Genomic DNA, 20,440 nt, shown 5'->3' on the forward strand with positions numbered 1-20,440 from the left:
TGTTTTTTTGAGGTATAATTATAATTAATGGTGGTTTTATTTTTATTAATTGCTATCACTAGAATATAAGAAATGGGGGTTTTATTTATTGATTACTGAAGTGTTATAAAAAATGATAAATGATAAAAAACGCAAAAATATTATTAGTTTCACGTTGAGATTAATTTGTAGTGAAAATCAAGATGACATAACAACTATGGGTAGTTTATATTAAAAGTGATATAAAAAAAATATAATTTGGTATCAAACTGTTAAATATTTATTTTTAATAAAAAAACAAAATTATTATGAAAGAAGGTCTTTATTATGTCTTTTTTATCTACAGAATACGAAAAAATTTTTTTCCAAATTAAAAAAAAAGAAGATGATGACAACAAACTAAGATTATTAAATAATTTAATTACTAAAATCAAGGTAATTGACAAAAATATATTGTCTGCAGAAGAAAAAGTTAAAATGGAAGTTTTACTTAATAATATAGAAATAGAAATAAAGAATGTAGAACATATTATAAAAGAATTTTTTGAAATTTCTGCAATAAATCAAAACAAAGGAAATCTTTATAGTAACAACAATCCTGTAAATCAACCATATAATAACCAACAATATCCAAACAACAATCCTATAAATCCACCACAAAATCCATATCCACCACAAAATCCAAATAATAATCCTGCAAATCAACCATATAATAATCAACAATATCCAAACAACAATCCTATGAATCTACCATATAATAACCAACAATATCCTCCAAATAACAATTCTATGAATCCACTATATAATAACCAACGATATTCAAATAACAAAAATTTGTTGGTTAAAATAGGGTGTGTACTTTGTATCATTGATTTTACACTGGAGATAATTATTGGTCTTTTGGGTTTTGGTGGTAACTATAGTAGTAAGGATCCTAATTTTTCAGTATTTTTAGCATCATTATTGTTTATTACAACAATATTTTCGTTGTTTATTTATTTTTATGTAAAAATTTTTCGAGGAAAAGCTAGTAATACACAAAGAATATTATTTGGGATATTAGGAATTTTGATGGGTATTTTATTTTGTTGTTCAAGTTCACGTAATTTATTATTATTTTCTTTAGGTACTGCTTTAGGCGGTTTGTTTATTTTGTTAGGAGAAAATAAAGATAATAATCCTATGAATCTACCATATAACAATTAATATCCAAATAATAATCATATTTATTATCATAATTTTAACAACCAGCAAAATTAAAAAAAATTAGGTAAAGTGGGATATATTTTTATTTATTTCTATTATAAAAACTAGTTTTTTTATTTATTCAAGTACCGATAAAGAAATTAAATCAACTAATTACTGATCTGATAAAAAAATTCAATTTATAAATGGATTTGATAAAAACACTGAACTATTTAAAGACACTTATTGCAACCCCGACGAAACTATTAAAGAAGTAAAAACATATTAATCATAATAAAACATATTAATCATAATAAAAAAAGACTATCGTTTTAATGAAGCACACCCGGCAGACCCGATAGTCTTTTTTTATATGACACTTAAAATTAACAAAAAGATATTTCAAAGACCTAAAAACTAATAATTTTGAAAATAAAAAAATATCATAAGAAGGCAATAACCTTATTAAATTGATTTTTGGCAAGCGTTAAACTTTTTTTTTGATGTATAATTATAATTAATAGTAGTTTTATAGTTTTATTTTATTCATTCTACCGCTGGAATATAGGAAAGGAGCTTTTATGAAAAAAAATAGAATCGGTACCGGTACGATTATTGCTATTACTGTTACGTTTATCTTAATTTTAGTTGGTTTAGTATTTTTTTCAATTAGAAACAAATTAAAATTGAAACCTTGGATGCACTCTGCTGCCGAATTAAAAAATGCTGGACATACCGGCTAAAGAATTAAAAGATGCTGGACACCCTAATCTATCAAAATTAAAATATCTTTTTTTGCAGAAATTAACACTTTCATGCCAATAATAAAAACAAAAAATATATTTAGCTCACAAATTTGTTTTTAAAAAATATTTTTTTAGTATAATATAAGTATATTAGATAGTATTTTGATCTTATTAATTATATTTGAAAAATACATTCCAATTTGTCCAATAATTATTTCTAAATTATTAAGTTAAAAAATATAAAATTTTATTAACTAGCACTAGAAAAATATGTGTTTTAAACTAACTTTTTAACTTTGATTAACAATAAATCCTTTTTTTGATTAAATTCATATTTTAACAATGATTTAATTTATTTTTGAAACTAACTTTTTTTCGACTTTTAATATTTCTCAAGTTATTTAAAAATTTAAAAAAATGTAGATTTTTTTATTGTTTAACTTCAAATAATAAATGCAATAATCATATTTTGAAGATAATATAAAATAAAAAAGAGACATCATAATCTGGAGGTTATACGTGAATGACATTAATTTTTTTGCTTTAGGTGGGTTAGGTGAAAATGGCAAAAATTTTTACCTTTTACAAATTAATGAATCTTATTTTATTATTGATGCAGGCTTAAAATACCCTAATATTTCCTTATATGGGATAGATTCAATGATAGCTGATTACTATAAATTAGAAAACATTCAAGATCAAATTAAAGGGATATTTTTGTCCTCAGCTTTTGAAACTAATTTAGGAGCTTTACCTTATTTAATCAAAGATTTAAATTTACCCATTTATACTTCTTATTTCACTTTGCAAGTGTTAAAAGCTCATTTCCAAAGTCATAAAATCAATTATAAAGATTTTAATTTAAACATTGTTAAAGTCGATGAAGTGCTTCATTTCGAAGATGTTGAAGTATCTTTTTTTGCCACTTCACAATCTATCCCAGAAACCTTAGGTTTTTCTTTTCGAACTCAAAGGGGAGCCATTGTATACCTTGGCGATTTAAAATCGTTAGAAACGAATTCTAAATTTTTTCAAACCAATTTTAACAAACTATCACAAATTACTCAACAAAAAGTTTTAGCTTTACTACCATCTTCCCAAGAGGCTTTTAATAATTCTTATGATCATAATGAAAATAATTTTGAGCATAAAATCAATAATTACCTCATTAATTACTCTTTAAACCCAAAAGGTATTATGGTTATTGCTTCTTTAATGCCTGATATTTTAAAAACACAAATAGCACTTAATTTAGCTTGTCGATTAAACTTAAAAGTAGCTTTTTTAGGATATAAAAAAGAAAAAATTATTGAAGTTGCCTTAAAAAAAGCTTTTTTAAAAATTCCTCCTTCCAATTTGGTTGAATTAAACACTTTCGAAGAACATCGCAAACATCATCAATTAGTAGTTTTTCTTTTCGGTAAGCATTTTGACACTTTACAACGTTTACAAAAAATGGGAAAACACGTTGATCGAACAATACACTTAAATTCTCAAGATTTAGTTTTATTGATGTCAAAAGAAATAGCAGGAATTTCAAAGATGCAATCTCAAACTTTAGATCTTTTGTCGCGTCACAATATTAAAGCTCATGTGGTGGTCAAAGATTTATCGACTTATGAAAGCAATTACGAACAAAATTTAAAAATTATTTTAAATTTATTAAAACCTAATTATATTATTCCTGTGATGGGAGAATATCGTCATCAATTTCAAGTTAAAAAAATAGCTCAAAAAATAGGTTTTAAGTCGTCTCAAGTCTTTTTGTTAGAAAATGGTTCCATTTGGCATTGCCCCGCTTGCAAAGAACCTTTTGTTGAACACAAAGCCATGACTTTGGGCGAAATTTTAATTGATGGCACTCCTGTTATAGATGGACAAAATTTCATTATGAAAGACCGCGAACTTTTAGCAGCTGATGGAGTTGTAATTGTAGTTGCTAACGTTAACGCTAAATATAAAAAAATTGTAGGCGAACCTCAAATAGTGAGCAAAGGTTTTTTAGGACAAACAGAAACTGAGCATATCTTTCCTAAGTTAAAAGCTGTCTTTGACAACAAAAGTGCTTTTTTTCTACAAAAAAAATATATCAAATGGAATGATTTTAAAAAACACATTAGAGAATCTTTAGTAAAATTTTTATTTAAAGAAACTAAAAAAAGACCGATTATAATTCCTATTTTTATTAGTGTTAAAAACGAATAAGATCCGTTTAATTTGAGTAACGGCAAAAATTAAAGGAAAAGATGATATGAAAATAAAAGTTGCTGCAACTTCAACTAGTTGTCTTGATTATTATTCTCATAATTATGATATCGATATTATTAGAATTAAAATATTAATCGATGATGTGGCATATCTTGATGGAGATACTATGAAATATAAGCCGTTTTATGAAATGTTTCAAAAAAATTCTAATTTTGTTCCTAAAACTTCGCAGGTATCAGTTGGAGAAATGGTTTTATATTTTGAAAAGTTAATTGATCAAGGTTATCAATCTGTTTTTATTACTACCCTATCTTCTGCTTTAAGTGGCACTTATAACGCCATTATTCAAGCTGCAAAAACGGTCATAGATAAAATTGAAGTACACTGTTACGACACCAAAACTGTTTGCTTTTGTGAAGGTTATTTCTCCATCATAGCTTATCAATTATTCCAACAAGGTAAAAATATCCAAGAAGTTTGGCAACATTTAGACCAAATTCGTAATAATAATACTATTTTTTTTATGACCCAAAAACTAACACAATTAATCAAAAACGGAAGACTAACTGGGTCTAAAAGTTTTTTTGGCAGACTTTTGAGAGTCAAACCAATTTTACAAGTCCAATCCAATGGGCAAATTGCTTTAATCCAAAAAACCCTTAACACTAAGAAAGCTTTTTTATCTATCGTCAATAAAATTAAAGCTTATACTCAAAATCAAAGCTACGAAGCTCATTTAATTTTTACCGGATATCCAGAATTAAAAGATGATTTTAAAAAAGTTTTAGCAACTCATTTAGGTTTAAAAAATTTGTTAGAAATACCTTTGACCCCTGTGATTGGTTGTCATGTCGGCAATAGTGCAATTGGGATAGGGATCATTAAAAAAATAAATTAATCTTTTTTTGTGTTTTTTTGTTGTCAATATTGTTTTTGTTGACAACATTAAAAACCAAAGTTCGTAATAAAATATTGTTTGAGCTTGACTTTTATTATAAATCTTGATAAAATTTAAAAGTAATCTTTGTGCTTGTTATTTTGTTTTATTGTCTGCTCTAAGAGATTATTTTACTTATTGTTTCTTTTTTCATAAAACAAATGATAAGTGTAAAACAATGGGCCCGTTGGAGAAACGGTTAACTCACATGCCTTTCACGCATGCATTCACGGGTTCAAATCCCGTACGGGTCACCAAATAAAGAGCACCCATAGTTCAATTGGATAGAGCGTCTGACTACGGATCAGAAGGTTAGGGGTTCAAATCCTCTTGGGTGTGCCATTAAAACAAAAAATAAACTTACGGGAAGTAGCTTAGCTTGGCATAGCGCCTGGTTTGGGACCAGGAGGTCGCGGGTTCAAATCCTGCCTTCCCGACCATTGAAGCGGGCGTCGTATAATGGCCATTACCTTAGCCTTCCAAGCTAAAGACGTGGGTTCGATTCCCATCGCCCGCTCCATTTATTTTTATTAATTTAAATTAATATTTAGTGTATATATAAAATAAAAGTCAAACCACTTATCTTCAAAAATAAGTTAGTTTGACTTTTTTTCATTAAAAAATCACTTTATACAATTGATAATTTTTTTATTTAATTAACCTTGCTTGTTTAAAAAAATCATAAATCAAATCTTCATCAATATGAGGACTGACCAGATTAGCAATACTTTTTAATTCTTGTATTTTAGTATTGCCCATAGTAATTGATATATCGGCTAATTTTAACATTTCAAAATCGTTGGGTCCGTCCCCCATACAAATTAATTGATGATTAGGGTATAGTTTTTTAATTTGTTTAATGCCATAAGATTTATCAACTTTTTGATACATCAAATCTACATATCCCCCTTCCCAAAAATAAGCTTTCAACTCCTTCATTTTGGTTAAAAAATGTTGAATTTTTATTTTTTGGAAGTCTTTTTGATATAATAAAGTCATTTGATAGATTTTATGTAACAAAAAAAAATCTTTAGTTAAGGTGATTGGGTTTTCGATTTCAAAATCATTAATATTATCAAGATTATCGTTTGTTTGATTACCGACTGTAAAAGCTTTTTCAAAACCAAAAAGGGTCATAGTGATTGTTGCATCTTTTTGTATTTCTCTTTGCACTTTGATAATGCTTTTTTGATCAAAACAAACTTCATCAATAACTTGATCACCAATCATAGTTAAAGCGCCATTAGATAAAACAAAATATTTAAATAAATGTATAATCTCTTGCAAAACATCTAATCTGCCATAATTTCTACCAGTAGCAATTCCTAATTTGACATCAGGATCTTGTGCTAGTTTTTGAATTAATTTTTTGGTTTGATTGGGGATGGCTTTTTTTTCATTACTTCTTAAAGTACCGTCAATATCAAAAAAAATTAATTTTTTCATAAAATATGATCACCTATTTTCTTTTATTTAAGATTATTTGTTATAAATTTTTCATTTTTTTATCTACAAACGTAATATTATAAATAATTAATTATAATTATTGCTTATATTATACTATAATATAGATAGTAATAATCGTCAAAATACGATTTAATATGTTAATTTTACCCAAGGAGAATGTTTTTATGAATATTATTGCCCCAAATTTATCTAACAACAACTTAGATATTTCTTTTTTTGCTTTAGGAGGTCTAGGTGAAGTTGGTAAAAATATGTATGTATTAGAAATACAACGTCAAATTTTTATCATTGATTCAGGGATTTTATTTTCAGATAATTTTTTATTAGGAATTAATTATGTTATTCCTGATTATAAGTATTTAAAAGAAAACGAAGACCGAATTGTAGGACTTTTTATTACCCACGGTCATGAAGATCATATCGGAGGGATTCCTTATTTATTAAAAAAAGTCCGTATTCCGAAAATTTTTGTTTCTGGGATTGCATACCATTTGATAGAATATAAACTATCAGAACACAAAGATATCAGAAATTTGCCTAAAATTGAACAATATAATGCCGACTCTTGTTTTGAATTTAAACATGCCACTGTTTCTTTTATCAGAGTTAACCATTCTATTCCTGATACTTTCGGGATTGTTGTCAAAACTGCATACGGTAATATTTTTTACACTGGCGATTTTAAAATCGATTATACTCCGGTTGGTCCTGAAGCTGAATATGATAAATTAGTTAAAATCAAACAAGAAGGTGTCTTACTTTTGCTTTCGGATTCAACTAACGCCGAACAAGAAGGAATAGTGCCTTCAGAAAGTACCATCGGACACTCTATCAATGAATTATTTGTTAAAATTCCTGATAGAATTATCATAGTTACTTTTGCTTCTAATTTTTATCGCATCAAACAAATTGTTGAAGCTACTATTTTAACGAAAAGAAAAATTGCTGTTTTTGGTCGCAGTATGGAAAAAGCTTTAGAAATTGGGCAAAAAAACGGTTATTTAAACATTCCTGCAGGGACTTTAATCCCTAATCATAGTATTCATAAATATCGAGATATTATTTTGTTATGTACAGGCTCACAAGGTGAACCGCTAGCAGCTTTAAGTCGCATTGTAAACCACACCCACAAACAAATTAAACTCAACTCCAAAGATACTATTATTTTTTCTTCTTCACCAATTCCTGGCAACCAAGAAAACATTAATAAAATTTTTGATCTACTTTTTAAAAAAGATGTTAATGTAATCACTCATGGCCCTTTAGTCCACACTCACGTGTCAGGGCATGGCAATCAAAATGATTTAAAATTAATATTAAGTTTAGTTAAACCAAAATACTTTATTCCTGTCCATGGCGAACATCGCATGTTGATGGCTCACAAACAGTTAGCTTTAGAATGTGGCATTCCAGAAGACCATATTTTTATCTTAGCAAACGGTCAAATGATTTCTTTAACGCCTGATAAAGCTGAAGTCACTGAACAACTTTCTATGGAAGATATTTTTATCGATGCTTCTGGGGTTGATGATCTGGGAACAACTATTTTAAAAGAACGCCGTAATTTAAGTCAAGAAGGCTTATTTTCAGTAGTCATGAGTATTGATGTTAAAAGAAAAAAAGTCCTTAATTTACCAACCATTGTGTCACGTGGCTTTATTTATATGAAAGGCAACCAAGACATGATTAAAAAAATTTCTTATGATATCAAAAATAGTGTTGAAAACGCTATCAAAAGCAATCCAATAGACAAAAAAGTTTTATATAAAATTATCATCAATCATCTTGCTGCTAAAATACATGAAATAACTTTAAGAAATCCTATCATTATCCCGATTATTTTGACTTTATAAACATTTTATCATTATCAAAATTTCTTGTTTTTTACAAAAATGATTCATCTAACTATTTGTCTTTTCCTAATTTTAGTTTATAACTATTAATACCATTTTTATTATTAAAAATATATTTGTTTTTACAATAAATACTTTTTTGAAAAATAAAATGGTTTTTTTTTTAACTATTTTTAGACTTAATAAGACACTAATTAATAATTTTTATGACTATTTTTCAAACATAAAAATTATATTATTATCTATTTATCATTATTATTTTCTAATATTAACAATTGTTTAGTTTTTTAATTAATTATTGATATTTTCAAAGTAAAAAGAGTATATTATTTTTAATATATGCATTTGCTAAATAATATTTATATCATTATTCAGGGCACCAAAGAGGCTTTAATATCGTAGCTATTTAAATCAATAGCAAGCGCCGATAAACACTGAAAATTGGATATGAGTGGTTCGTTAAACAAAAGAATAACAAATTACAAACAACTTATAAAATTAGATTCAGACAAAATAGTTAGTCAAAATAATTTTACAACCAAATTGTCTAATAGATAAGCCTGTAATGACCCAAAAAGACAAAACAGGCTGTAATAATGTAGCCTATCGGGTAAAGCTACCAAAAAAAACTCCCGAAAATCCAAAGTCTAACAAGATAATATCTTTGTCTTGGTTAGTTATCTATTGAAAAAAACCTTGAATTTTGTCGAAACTCAAAAAAGACAGGAAAAACACAGAAACACTTGATGGACAATTTATATATATCATTGGCATCATAGAAAAAAGTAAGCGGTCAGTTTGCCTAACAGATTAGGTAGATATTTAGAGTAACTTAGGTAATCCTAAAAGTAGCTATTAAATTAACAAAATGAAGGTTAAAAACCTTATCGCTTAAAGATAAAGTGATTTTTTAGTAGTCAAAAAATTAAAACCTCGTTTGGAATAATCAGGATAATTGACATCATAGGACGAAAGTTAACAACCTTTATAAGGCAAAAGAAATCAGCGAATTTTTCGATAAGCAAAATAGATTATAGACGCAGGCATCCTTCAACAAATATTAATTCTGAAAAAAAGGAACTAATATGGAGGCAGTAAAATAAACCTAACACATCCGAAATGATGTTAAACTAAAGGTTCCAAAATAAAAAATTTTAATAGGTAAACCATAGTCTGGGCGAGTGAAATCAATTCATTCGCAATAAAACCTAAGCGTTTAAAGGTTTAAAGGTTGGCAGACAAAAATTAAGGAGTTGTAGAAAACCGTGTGCTTAGAAACTTGCCCACTATGTTTGGATAAAGACTAATTGTAGTATACCTAAAAAATCGGTGAGGCACGATTTATCTATTCATATTTATTTTTATAAAAAAGGAGGATTAAAAATAAATGAGTATAGTAATTATTTACACTAGTTTTAGTTGCGCTTCTTGTCAAAAAGCTAAAAAATGGCTAAAAAAGCATGGAGTAGCTTACAAAGAAAAGAATTTATTTAGTGATAAATTTCAACAAACAGATCTAGATTTAATTTTAAAAAGATGCATCCACGGTTTTGATGATATTATTTCCAAACGGTCTAAAGTTTATAAAGAAAGTAATATCAATTTTAAAAATTTAAATACAACTTCTATGAAAAAAAGTATTATGGAAAACCGAGGGATTTTAAAAAGACCGATTATGATAGAAGATCAAAAAATACAAATTGGCTACAACAAAGAAGATATTCGCATTTTTATGCCTATAAAATTACGTAATTATCTTCTTCAAAACGATACTACCTTTTATAAAGAAAATAAAAAATATGAAGTTTTATTAAAAAACTTTTTTAAAACTAATAAATAAAAAATCAAATTGGCTCATTAGAATAAAGATTTATTTAAGAAAATAAAGTTATTAAGTTTTTTTAATATATAACTAAATATTTTTGAACCACAAACAAAGACTATCATCTATTAGATAGTCTTTTTAATATATACATGAGCAGTTTCTAGGTGTTTTTGAATTAATATTAATAATTTTTTGGATTTTCTAAAGACAACAAATTATCCTTCTAATGCTAAAATAATTATTTAAAAAGTTAATACATGTTATAATAAAATTGTAATATAAAATTAAATGGAGGCAAAAATGTTTTTAATACCAATTGGAATTTCTGGTAGACATGTCCACTTATCACAAAAAACTTTAGATATTTTATTTGGTCAACTCAACTATCAATTAACTTTTTTTAAAGCTTTAAAACAAACCGGTCAATTTGCAGCTCAAGAAAAAATTGATATTTTAAGTCCCGCAGGTAAAATACTTTCACAAGTGCGCATTTTAGGACCAGCGCGTGATTTAGACCAAGTTGAAATTAGTCAAAGCGATGCTTTAAGGCACCAATTTAACGCTCCTGTTAGATCATCAGGAGATATCCAAGGTTCAGGCAGTGCTACTTTAATAGGTCCTAAGGGACAAGTTGATATTACAGAAGGTGTTATTATTGCTAATAGACATATTCATTTATCTAACGAAGATGCTAATCGTTTCGGTATTAAAGATAGACAGTTGGTAAAGATTAAAATTGGCGGGATTAAACCAGGCATTTTAGAAGAAGTTTTATGTCGTGTGCATCCTAATTTTAAATTAGAATGTCACTTAGATACAGATGATGGCAGTGCTTTTTTATTAAAAACTGGCGATGATGTTGTCTTACTTAAATAAGGAAACAAATTTTACTTATTGTAAAAAATAATTTTTTATTGAACGAAAGGCATAAATTTATTTATTTGTGTCTTTCACTCAATAAAAGCTTTTTTCATAAATTTTCTAAAATACAAGGAGGTCAAAAAAAGGGTAAAGATAAAAAATATTGAAACTAACACAATCAAACAGTATAGATTATCCCAAAACAACAATGCCAGCATTCATAAAGAGTTTTCCTAAATTTTTAAGATCTGAAGTTTTTCGCGATCCGATTTATGGTTATATTTACTTAGAATATCAAATCATTGAAAAATTAATCGATACTTCAATTTTTCAAAGATTGCGAAGAATCAAGCAACTAAGTGGGGCTAATATTATTTTTCATAGTGCAGAACATTCACGTTTTACACACAGTTTAGGAGTTTATGAGCTGGCAAGACGTTTTTTAAAAATTAAAAATATCGCCATCCACTTTGATGAATACCAAAAGTTGTTGTTGTTAATATCGGCTTTGTTACACGATATAGGGCATGGTGCGTATTCTCACACTTTTGAAACATTATTTCATTTAAATCACGAACATCAAAGTGCTCTTATTATCAAACATAATCCAGAAATTAGTCATATATTAGATCAAATCAGTCCAAACTTTAAACACGATGTGGCAAGTGTGATTGCTAAAACTAAAAAATTTCTTCTCATAGAACAAATTTTAAGTAGTCAAATTGATATCGATCGACTAGATTATCTTGAAAGAGACTCTTATTTTACTGGGGCTGTTTACGGACATATCGACTCAGAGCGTTTAATGCGTAGTATGACAATTGAGGTTAACTCCAAAACACAACAAAATTGCATTGCTTTTCGACAAAGTGGAGTTTTTGCAGTGGAAAATTATTTAATCAATCGTTACCATATGTTTTGGCAAGTTTATTATCACCCCAAAGTCAGAGCTTACAATGTTATTTTAGAAAAAATTTGCAAACGGATAAACGATTTATTGAAAAATAACTATCCTTTTGATTCTTATATGAACATTTTTGCGACTTTTATTGCAGATAAGACTAATTTAGACAATTACTTAGCCATCGATGATTATTATATGAATGGTTTAATCTTGCAATTAAAAGATAGTTCGGATATTATTTTAAAAAATTTATGTCTTGATTTTTTAAATCGCCATATTTGGCACATTTTAGATGATAATGAGGAAAATAAAGCCAAAATAAACGAGATCAAAAGCAAATATCAAGAGCAAAATCCAGCATATCTTAATTATTATATCACTAGTAATCAAGTTGGTAAAAGTGCTTATTCTGAAAATAACAAAACCTTTGGTGAAAATATTTTAATCAAAACTAACAATCAATTAAAAAGCCTGAAAGAAGAATCACCGATGATAAAAAATTTAATTAAAAATAGCTTAAAAATAGATAATAAATTTTTTTATCGCCCTTTGGAATACATTAAACAATCATAACATGTTTGATTTAAGGACAAATCCATGCAACACCGCAGCAAACAAAAATATGGTCAAAATTTTTTAAACGACCCTAATTTATTAAAAAAAATTGTTACCAAAGCGTCTTTAAAAGGTAAATATGTGTTAGAAGTTGGTCCTGGAAAAGGAGCTTTAACTCGTTTTATTATCAAAGAAGCAAAACATGTTTTAGCTTATGAAATAGATGACACTTTAAAACCTTTTTTAAATTTTGATGAAACCAATATCAACGTTATTTATGATGATTTTTTGCGAAGAGATTTATTCAAAGATTTTTTGCTTTATTTTCCCCCAAACGTTCCAGTTAGTCTAATTGGTAACTTACCTTATTATATTACTTCCCCCATTCTTTTTAAAATTATCCAAAACCCACAAATTATAGAAGCTACTATCATGATGCAAAAAGAAGTAGCTTTGCGTTTGGTAGCGATACCTAACAACAAAAACTATAATGCTTTATCTGTGATTATTCAATTTCTTTTTCGTGTTCAAAAAAACCAAGCAGTCAAAAGACATATGTTTTTTCCTCAACCCAAAGTTGATAGCGTTATTTTAAAATTAGAGCGAAAACAAGATCACCCTTCTTTTTTATCGCCTGTTTTAAAACAAAATTTTATTACCTTTGTCAAAGCTGCTTTTAAACAAAAAAGAAAAATTTTATTAAATAATTTATCAAATCAATTTTCAATCCCGAAAGAAACAATTATTCTTTTTTTTCACCAACAACAACTTTCTTCCCAAATTAGAGCTGAACAAATAACATTAGAAGAATTTCAAAAAATTAGTATTCAATGGTTTCTTTTTTTAAAAACACTATCTAACACCCTATAAATGAAATTATTAAGTTAATTTAAACAAAAAATATTTCAAATTAAGGTTGGTTTATGTTAAAATTACTAGTAGTTTAAAAGCGTTTTATCGCTATTAAATTATTAAAAAGATAAAAACAATTTCAGAAAAAATGAAGCAAAAATATGGAGGCTTAAGAAATGCAAGTTACTGACGTAAAAATTAGAAAAATTAGTGGAGAAAGTAGATTAAGAGGCGTTGCTTCCATTACTTTCGATAACAGTTTTGTAGTAAACGATATTAGAGTTATAGAAGGCGCAAGAGGTATTTTTATTGCGATGCCAAGTAGAAAAACTACTAAAGGTACTTTTAGAGATATTGCACACCCAGTTAATACAGAAACTCGCCAAATAATTGAAGAGTGTATTAAAGTAAAATATCAAGATTTATTAGATAATCCTGTTGAAGAAGAACACGAAAAATAAATTTCTGCAACTAATTTAAATTAATCATTATCCCTCTTAAAAATTCCAGATTTTTTTGGAATTTTTTTATAACCTCTCAAAATTTGAATCATTTAAAATCTCAAAAATCAATAGAAAGGTGCAATCAATATTGAGTTGTTGTAATTACACTTCGTCACCAAACGAAGAAAAAAAAGATCGAAAACCATTAATTTGTTTTTTGATAGGTATCTTTTTTTATTTAGTATTTTTTTCTTTGAAAAGCTTTAATTTTAATAAAGATTTTCTAACAAATGAATTTATATTGTTATCAATTTCGTTAATTATTTTGTTTTTGTTAGGTTATCATGTTATTTTAGAAGGCTTTATTGACACTTATCAAGATAGTAAAAAAAATAAAAAATTTACTCCGAATATTCATATTTTAATGACTTTGGCATCTATAGGTTCTTTATGTTTAAAAGAGTATGACGATGCAATTTTGTTGATTTTAATTTTTTCTGGGGCTTCTTTTTTGGAAGAATATGTCGAAAACAAAAGCCAAAAAGAAATTAAAAGTTTATTAAAATTACACACCACAGAAGCTCGTTTGTTAAAAGAAGATGGAAAAACTGAAATTGTTGCTGCCAAAACTTTGAAAATTAAAGATCTAGTGTTAATTTTGCAAGGCGACCAAATACCTGCCGATGGTATTATTGTTTCAGGCAACCCCAATATTGATGAATCTAATATTACCGGCGAAGGCATTCCTACTGAAAAAAAACCTGGTGATTTTGTCTACGGCAGCACTATTAACGGTAGTAATACTTTTGTTATGAGGGTAGTCAATACCAATGAATCAACTGTTTTTGCCCAAATTGTTGCATTAGTCAGTCAAACCAAAAATAACTTTTCTAAAACTGCAACTTTCATTAAAAAACTAGAACCAATTTATGTCAAAATTATTATGGCAGCAGTAGCTTTAATTTTAGCTGTTGCAACTTTAATTCAAATTAAGGGTGGCCATTTTGGAATTAGCAATTTTTCTTTTGAAAACTGGTTTTATAAAACGATGGTTTTTTTAACCGTTTCTTCTCCTTGTGCCTTGGCGGCAGCTGATATTCCTGCCACTCTTTCGGCTATTTCAAACTTAGCTAAAAAAGGAGTTTTATTCAAAAACGTTAAATCATTAGAAATCATGGCAGATATCAAAGCTTTTGCTTGTGACAAAACAGGTACCTTAACTGAAGGCAACCCAGAAGTCACTGACATTTATACTGTTCCTCATATTTCTAAAACTAAATACCAACATTACTTAGAAATATTGTTAGGGATGGAACAAAAATCAAACCACCCCTTGGCTACAGCCATCAAACATCATTTTAATCAAACTTCTCAATTACCAATTGAAATTACTAACTCAGTTGGAATTGGCTTGGAGGCGGTTTATCAAAACAATCATTATCGCATTACCAAAGCGATTGTATCCCAACAAGTTTCTGAAGAAATAGCCCATAAAACAAAAAAATTTTTATCACAAGGTAAAACCGTCATTTATTTTATCAGTAACGATCAAGTGATTATGATTTTAGCTTTTTTGGATAAAGTCCGTCCGCAAGCTTTTGAGTTGATTGATTATTTTAACCAAAAACATATTTATACTGCCGTTATTACAGGCGATACCAAACAAAGCGCACTTTTCCTTAAAGACGAATTGCATTTAAAAAAAGCTTGGGGCAATAATTTGCCTGCCGAAAAAGTCGATAAAATCACTTATTTACAAAAAAGATACGGTACTACTATTATGGTAGGAGACGGAGTCAATGATGCTCCCGCTCTAACTTCTGCTCATGTTGGGATTGCGATGCAAAATGGGACTGATGTCTCGATTGACGTTGCAGACGCAGTTTTGATGAAAAACGATTTATCCAAAATTATTTATACCCACCAAATAGCTGTGAAGCTTAAAAAAATTATTTGGCAAAACATTATTTTCGCTATGGCTGTGGTTTTGATCTTGAATCTAATTAATCTTATTGGTTTAAATTGGATTAATTATATTTTTCCATCATTACATACACATGGCAACAATATTCCCTTGCCTGTAGCAGTTTTTTGTCATGAAGGAAGCACTTTATTAGTGATTTTAAATGGTTTAAGAATGTTAAAAAGTCATAAAGAAAACAATCATACGAAAAAAATAAAGATATAAAGGATTTTTAATTCATCTGAGGTGTTCCAAAAGTTTAGACACTTTTTACTTTTTAAAAATTCTTTAAGGCTAACTATTAAGTTAGTCTTTTTTTGTTTTAAAGATTAAAAAAATAATTTCATATCTTTTCTAAAAACGTTTTTAGAAAGGAATTAAATGTTAAGACAAGAATTATTTAAAGATTTTTTAAAAAATAAAAAGAATTTAGAAATTCGTAATCAATTAATCGAACTTCATTTACCTTTAGTCAAAAAACTAACTTATCAATTTAAATATTATCCTCGAGTTTTAACCAAAGAAGATTTATACCAAGAAGGCGTTTTAGGATTAATCAAAGCCCTCAATAATTACCAAGATTTAGGTTATGACTTCATTTCTTACGCCACGCCAACTATCAAATCAGAAATTAGAGAACTAGTAAGAAAAAGTCATTCTCCTTCAATCCCCCAAAAAACAACCAAACCAAATAATATCAGCTTTAAAGAAGAAAAATACAAACAACCTAATTGGGATAAAATCCCCAATCCGCATCAATTATGTTTAAAACAAGTAAAACATGAATTATTAATCAAAAAATTAAAAACCAAACTAAGTAAAAATGAATTCAACGTTATTTGTTTAAGTTTTGGCATCTCTGAGCTGTTCCGTTTTTTCATACAACTTTTAATTTTAAAATTACTCTTTAAGACTAAAAAATTAATTGATAATTTCATATCTTTTCAAACTAAAGAAATATTGTTTTCATTCAAAAAAAGTGTCTAAACTTTTGGAACAGGGCATTTAAATAAAAATACTATTGTTAATTATAATTACACATCAAAAAAAACAAGTTTTACGATTGAAAATATTGTATTTCATAAGTTTTTTAATTGTTTTTTGTTATATTTTTTATTTTTATAAAAAAGTTTTTGATTATCTTATAAAAATAAAAAAAGACTATCATTTTAGATAGTCTTTGAAATATTTAATAATAATTCAATATTTTGTTTGAAATTAAATTTAAACTAATTTATCAATTTCTTCTTTGGTAATTGTTTTTTTCTAAAAGCATATGTGTAATTTTATCTAATAAATCTTTGTTTTATTTAATAATTATTTGCACTTCTAAATAACATTTATCAATTATTTTTTTAATTTCTTTATCAATTACTTTTTTATCTAAAAACTTCGTAACTTCAAGATGTGTACATTAACATTAATTAGATATGTTATAATATATATGTAAGAAAATAATTTTTAATATAATATATTTTGGTGATTTTGCTTGTTAATAACATTTAAATGGGTTTTCTTATAAAAACTAAAAATAAGGAGAAGTTTTATTTATGATGAGAAATAACAAAATAAAAATAAAATTTAAATTGTTATTTATAATTATTGTTTTATTACCTTGTATTTTATCGTTCAATAATTTTGTTTTTGCTGTTACAGAAATACAAAAACTAGAAAATAAAAATTTATCAAAAGAACTAATTCTAAAAATGAATCCCATTATGACAACTTTTTTGGATGATGATATTCCAATGCCATCCTTTTTTGTCAATCAATTTAACACTCTGGATTATGTAGGATTTAAACAAAGTAATGATATTTATGATTATGATTATAAATTTATTCATAATTATGATATTGAAGGAAGATTAATAACTATGCAACAATATAATCCTGATGGTTCGTTAAAATATAAATTTGTTTATGTATACGATGAAAAAAAATTACAAGTTATTAATATATATCTTCCAGAAGAAGATGAAGAACCATATTTTAAATTTGTAAACACTCACAATGATGAAGGTAAATTGATAAAAATTCAGGAATTTTTTTTAGGTTTTAAAGGTGATATTTGTATTCCTTTTTACAGTAATGAAAATTTATTATTTTGTATAAAAAAATATAGCTTTCAAGAGGAATTCAAATGTTTATATAAATTTACATACAACAGCGATTATCAATTAGAAAAAATTGTAAAATATAATGATTTTCTTTTACCAGAAGAAATAAAAAAATCTTATATTTCATACAACAAAAAACAAGAATTTTCAGAGATTTCAGATTTTAATAATTATGATGTAAAACTTTGTACTTTTGTAAACACAATAGAATAAATCATTGTGATTCAATGTGGTGAATGTTGGTAATTTTATGATAAAATTGAGGTGTTCCAAAAGTTTAGACACTTTTTTATTTTTAAAAATTTTTTAAGACTAACTATTAAGTTAGTCTTTTTTTATTTTTTGTAATATTGTAATTGAATCTCCCCCTACCTTATAACTCATACAAACTGCTATATTTTTCTCAACCGAAATACAAAATGAAGCGATTTTTTCACTATGAAAAGGACAAAACGAAAAATAATTTTTTCCCTTTCTTTTGATTTGTAAATTAGGCAACAACTCTTGAATTAAAGACAAAACAGGAGTATTTTTTTTTACATATTCTATTTTTTCTCTTGTTAATGTTTGATTCATTTTATTTCTTTCATAATTATAACTACATAAAAACCAATACACCAAAGCGAATTGGTGTCTTTATTTTGCCTATAATAATCCCTTAATTTATTTTTGTTTGTTTGATAATAACCTTTAACTTGTTTTTTTAAAAAGGGTCATCTTTAGACTCCTTTTTTATTTTATCCACTAATGCTTTTAACTTTTCATTGCGTTTTTCTGGCGTTATAGGAGTAGCAGGCACAAAATTAACCTCAATCTTGTTATCATCATCTACTATGTCATCATCCATAAATCCATCTATTTCGTTTAATTCATTTAAAAACTTATAAATATCTTGTTTATAAATTTGCGGTGTTCCGTTTTTTCATACAACTTTTTATTTTAAAATGACTCTTTAAGAATACGGATAGATTAATTGCGTTTCAACAATGGGATTTGCGTTTCCATTGTATGTATTACAATCAGCCCCCGTCCAAACCGTACGAGCAAGTTTCCAAGCATACGGCTTTCCATAATTTACTCTCTTTCGAGAACTAATTTTGCCTTACGGCTGATTAGCTATTTATTCTTTTTTGTTCTCCAATATAGAATCTTACTCAATGTTCGCGAAAGCTTAGTTTCATTTGAAACAGATGTTGACATATTTATCAACTCCTTCCTTGATTACAGTGAATAATAGTAAATTACTAGCTACTTTCGCCTTGTAAAGGTTATTAACCTTCGCCCTGGTGGGTCATTGTGTTAGCATATTCCAATGCTAACTTTGAATTATCCACGACTATTAAATAGCTTCTTTATCCTTGAGCGTCTTGGCATTTATTCCTTGACTTGTTAATCAAATAACTAGCTTTTAGGATTCTCCAAGTTACTCTAAATATCTACCTTTGTCCTTTAGGTGAAGTAACCGCTTATGTTTTAACGTCTTTCCTGACTGTCGGTGAGATTCCAGGTTTTCTGTTAACTAGATAAACTAACCAAGACAGCAACAATATCTTGTTAGACTCTGGACTATACGGCTTCAGTAGTTTGCGTATTAGGTTAATAAATTACATCTGCTTTTCTTCTTAGACCATTTCAGGTTTATCCATGGGACAATTTGGTGGCGGTATCATCTTGACTAACTACTTCGTCTCAATCCGCTTTTATGGTCTGCTGTAATCCATTATTCTTTCGTTTAACGGACCGACCATATCCATTCAGTGTTTATCGCACTGGTTATTGGTTAGATAACACGATATTCAGGCCTCTTTGGCGCCCGTTGCTGTTAATATATTGTTTTTCTAGGTTGTGAGCGATATTACCGATTAGTTGAACTTTATTTAACATTTTTTGGTTTCTCCTTTGATTTTTTGTTATTTGGGGTTAGTTTTTGAATGGCATGTTTTTTTAATGTTTCAATTTGTGAGAGTTTTAATTTTAGTTTTTGGGCGATTTCGTGGTTGGTTAAAGTTGGTTGGTTAGTTTCGTTGATGTCGCTCAAAGTAACTCCGAAACTTAAACAAATAACGTTGAATTCATTTTTACTTAGTTTGGTTTTTAATTTTTTGATTAATAATTCATGTTTTACTTGTTTTAACCATAATTGATGCGGATTGGGGATTTTATCCCAATTAGGTTGTTTGTATTTTTCTTCTTTAAAGCTGATATTATTTGGTTTGGTTGTTTTTTGGGGGATTGAAGGAGAATGACTTTTTCTTACTAGTTCTCTAATTTCTGATTTGATAGTTGGCGTGGCGTAAGAAATGAAGTCATAACCTAAATCTTCGTAATTATCCAGGGCTTTGATTAATCCTAAAATCCCTTCTTGATATAAATCTTCTTTGGTTAAAACTCGAGGATAATATTTAAATTGATAAACTAGTTTTTTTACCAAAGGTAAATGAAGTTCAATTAATTGTTCTCGTATTTCTAAATTCTTTTTATTTTTAAAAAATCTTTAAATAATTCTTGTCTTAACATTTAATTCCTTTCTAAAAAACGTTTTTTT

Annotated in this window: 16 protein-coding genes, 4 tRNA genes and 1 pseudogene; 17 read left to right on the top strand and 4 right to left on the bottom strand. The window is 27.4% G+C overall.

The window, feature by feature from the left end; translation table 11 throughout:
* The first annotated feature begins 306 nt into the window (after positions 1 to 306).
* The 8 genes from psc1_RS01005 (at position 307) to psc1_RS01040 (ending at position 5,575) form a co-directional block, all read left to right on the top strand.
* A complete protein-coding gene (locus psc1_RS01005; RefSeq protein WP_373375701.1) occupies positions 307 to 1,185 on the top strand; it encodes a hypothetical protein in 879 nt (292 codons plus the stop codon).
* Positions 1,186 to 1,745: 560 nt separating this feature from the next.
* Positions 1,746 to 1,907, top strand: a complete 162-nt coding sequence (locus psc1_RS01010) for a hypothetical protein (RefSeq protein ID WP_373375702.1) — start codon at positions 1,746 to 1,748, stop codon at positions 1,905 to 1,907.
* Between the two features lie 522 nt (positions 1,908 to 2,429).
* A complete protein-coding gene (locus psc1_RS01015) occupies positions 2,430 to 4,115 on the top strand; it encodes a ribonuclease J (RefSeq protein WP_023161622.1) in 1,686 nt (561 codons plus the stop codon).
* A 46-nt stretch (positions 4,116 to 4,161) separates the two neighbouring features.
* Entirely contained in the window at positions 4,162 to 5,016 is an 855-nt protein-coding gene (locus tag psc1_RS01020; RefSeq protein WP_023161623.1) for a DegV family protein, read from the top strand.
* Between the two features lie 220 nt (positions 5,017 to 5,236).
* Positions 5,237 to 5,312, top strand: a tRNA-Glu gene (locus psc1_RS01025).
* Positions 5,313 to 5,320: 8 nt separating this feature from the next.
* A tRNA-Arg gene (locus psc1_RS01030) sits at positions 5,321 to 5,397 on the top strand.
* 21 nt (positions 5,398 to 5,418) lie between these two features.
* Positions 5,419 to 5,495 (top strand) — tRNA-Pro (locus psc1_RS01035).
* A 5-nt stretch (positions 5,496 to 5,500) separates the two neighbouring features.
* Positions 5,501 to 5,575 (top strand) — tRNA-Gly (locus psc1_RS01040).
* A gap of 128 nt (positions 5,576 to 5,703) precedes the next feature.
* Here psc1_RS01040 and psc1_RS01045 read toward each other — a convergent pair.
* On the bottom strand, positions 5,704 to 6,501 hold the full coding sequence (locus tag psc1_RS01045; RefSeq protein WP_373375703.1) for an HAD family hydrolase: 798 nt from the start codon (positions 6,499 to 6,501) through the stop codon (positions 5,704 to 5,706).
* Between the two features lie 185 nt (positions 6,502 to 6,686).
* Between psc1_RS01045 and psc1_RS01050 the strand changes: the two genes are divergently transcribed.
* The 9 genes from psc1_RS01050 to psc1_RS01090 all read left to right on the top strand — a co-directional run bounded on the left by psc1_RS01050 (position 6,687) and on the right by psc1_RS01090 (position 18,108).
* A complete protein-coding gene (locus tag psc1_RS01050) occupies positions 6,687 to 8,375 on the top strand; it encodes a ribonuclease J (protein ID WP_023161625.1) in 1,689 nt (562 codons plus the stop codon).
* A 1,387-nt stretch (positions 8,376 to 9,762) separates the two neighbouring features.
* Positions 9,763 to 10,215 carry a transcriptional regulator Spx gene (spx, locus tag psc1_RS01055; protein ID WP_023161402.1) on the top strand — a complete coding sequence of 151 codons (453 nt, stop codon included), beginning with the start codon at positions 9,763 to 9,765 and terminating at the stop codon, positions 10,213 to 10,215.
* Positions 10,216 to 10,500: 285 nt separating this feature from the next.
* Positions 10,501 to 11,076: a phosphate propanoyltransferase gene (locus tag psc1_RS01060; RefSeq protein WP_023161403.1), complete on the top strand. Its 576-nt coding sequence runs from the start codon at positions 10,501 to 10,503 to the stop codon at positions 11,074 to 11,076.
* A 193-nt stretch (positions 11,077 to 11,269) separates the two neighbouring features.
* Entirely contained in the window at positions 11,270 to 12,538 is a 1,269-nt protein-coding gene (locus tag psc1_RS01065; protein WP_122225402.1) for an HD domain-containing protein, read from the top strand.
* A gap of 24 nt (positions 12,539 to 12,562) precedes the next feature.
* Positions 12,563 to 13,390 (top strand): 16S rRNA (adenine(1518)-N(6)/adenine(1519)-N(6))-dimethyltransferase RsmA, encoded by an 828-nt coding sequence (gene rsmA / locus psc1_RS01070; RefSeq protein WP_023161405.1) that lies wholly within the window; start codon positions 12,563 to 12,565, stop codon positions 13,388 to 13,390.
* A 158-nt stretch (positions 13,391 to 13,548) separates the two neighbouring features.
* Positions 13,549 to 13,833, top strand: coding sequence for a septation regulator SpoVG (spoVG, locus tag psc1_RS01075; RefSeq protein ID WP_023161406.1), 285 nt, complete (start codon positions 13,549 to 13,551; stop codon positions 13,831 to 13,833).
* Positions 13,834 to 13,963: 130 nt separating this feature from the next.
* Positions 13,964 to 16,003: a heavy metal translocating P-type ATPase gene (locus tag psc1_RS01080; RefSeq protein WP_023161407.1), complete on the top strand. Its 2,040-nt coding sequence runs from the start codon at positions 13,964 to 13,966 to the stop codon at positions 16,001 to 16,003.
* A 156-nt stretch (positions 16,004 to 16,159) separates the two neighbouring features.
* Entirely contained in the window at positions 16,160 to 16,765 is a 606-nt protein-coding gene (locus psc1_RS01085; protein WP_373375704.1) for a sigma-70 family RNA polymerase sigma factor, read from the top strand.
* 563 nt (positions 16,766 to 17,328) lie between these two features.
* Positions 17,329 to 18,108, top strand: a complete 780-nt coding sequence (locus tag psc1_RS01090) for a hypothetical protein (RefSeq protein ID WP_147442435.1) — start codon at positions 17,329 to 17,331, stop codon at positions 18,106 to 18,108.
* 111 nt (positions 18,109 to 18,219) lie between these two features.
* Here the strand turns inward: psc1_RS01090 and psc1_RS01095 are convergent, their stop codons facing one another.
* The 3 genes and pseudogenes from psc1_RS01095 to psc1_RS01105 form a co-directional block, all read right to left on the bottom strand.
* Positions 18,220 to 18,471: a CHC2 zinc finger domain-containing protein gene (locus tag psc1_RS01095; RefSeq protein WP_373375705.1), complete on the bottom strand. Its 252-nt coding sequence runs from the start codon at positions 18,469 to 18,471 to the stop codon at positions 18,220 to 18,222.
* Between the two features lie 127 nt (positions 18,472 to 18,598).
* Positions 18,599 to 18,742: a hypothetical protein gene (locus psc1_RS01100; RefSeq protein WP_161954756.1), complete on the bottom strand. Its 144-nt coding sequence runs from the start codon at positions 18,740 to 18,742 to the stop codon at positions 18,599 to 18,601.
* Between the two features lie 1,026 nt (positions 18,743 to 19,768).
* Positions 19,769 to 20,412, bottom strand: a pseudogene (locus tag psc1_RS01105) (sigma-70 family RNA polymerase sigma factor).
* Positions 20,413 to 20,440 lie beyond the last annotated feature (28 nt).

This window comes from Candidatus Phytoplasma solani, from assembly GCF_041729705.1.
GTDB classification, from domain to species: Bacteria; Bacillota_I; Bacilli_A; order Acholeplasmatales; family Acholeplasmataceae; genus Phytoplasma; species Phytoplasma solani.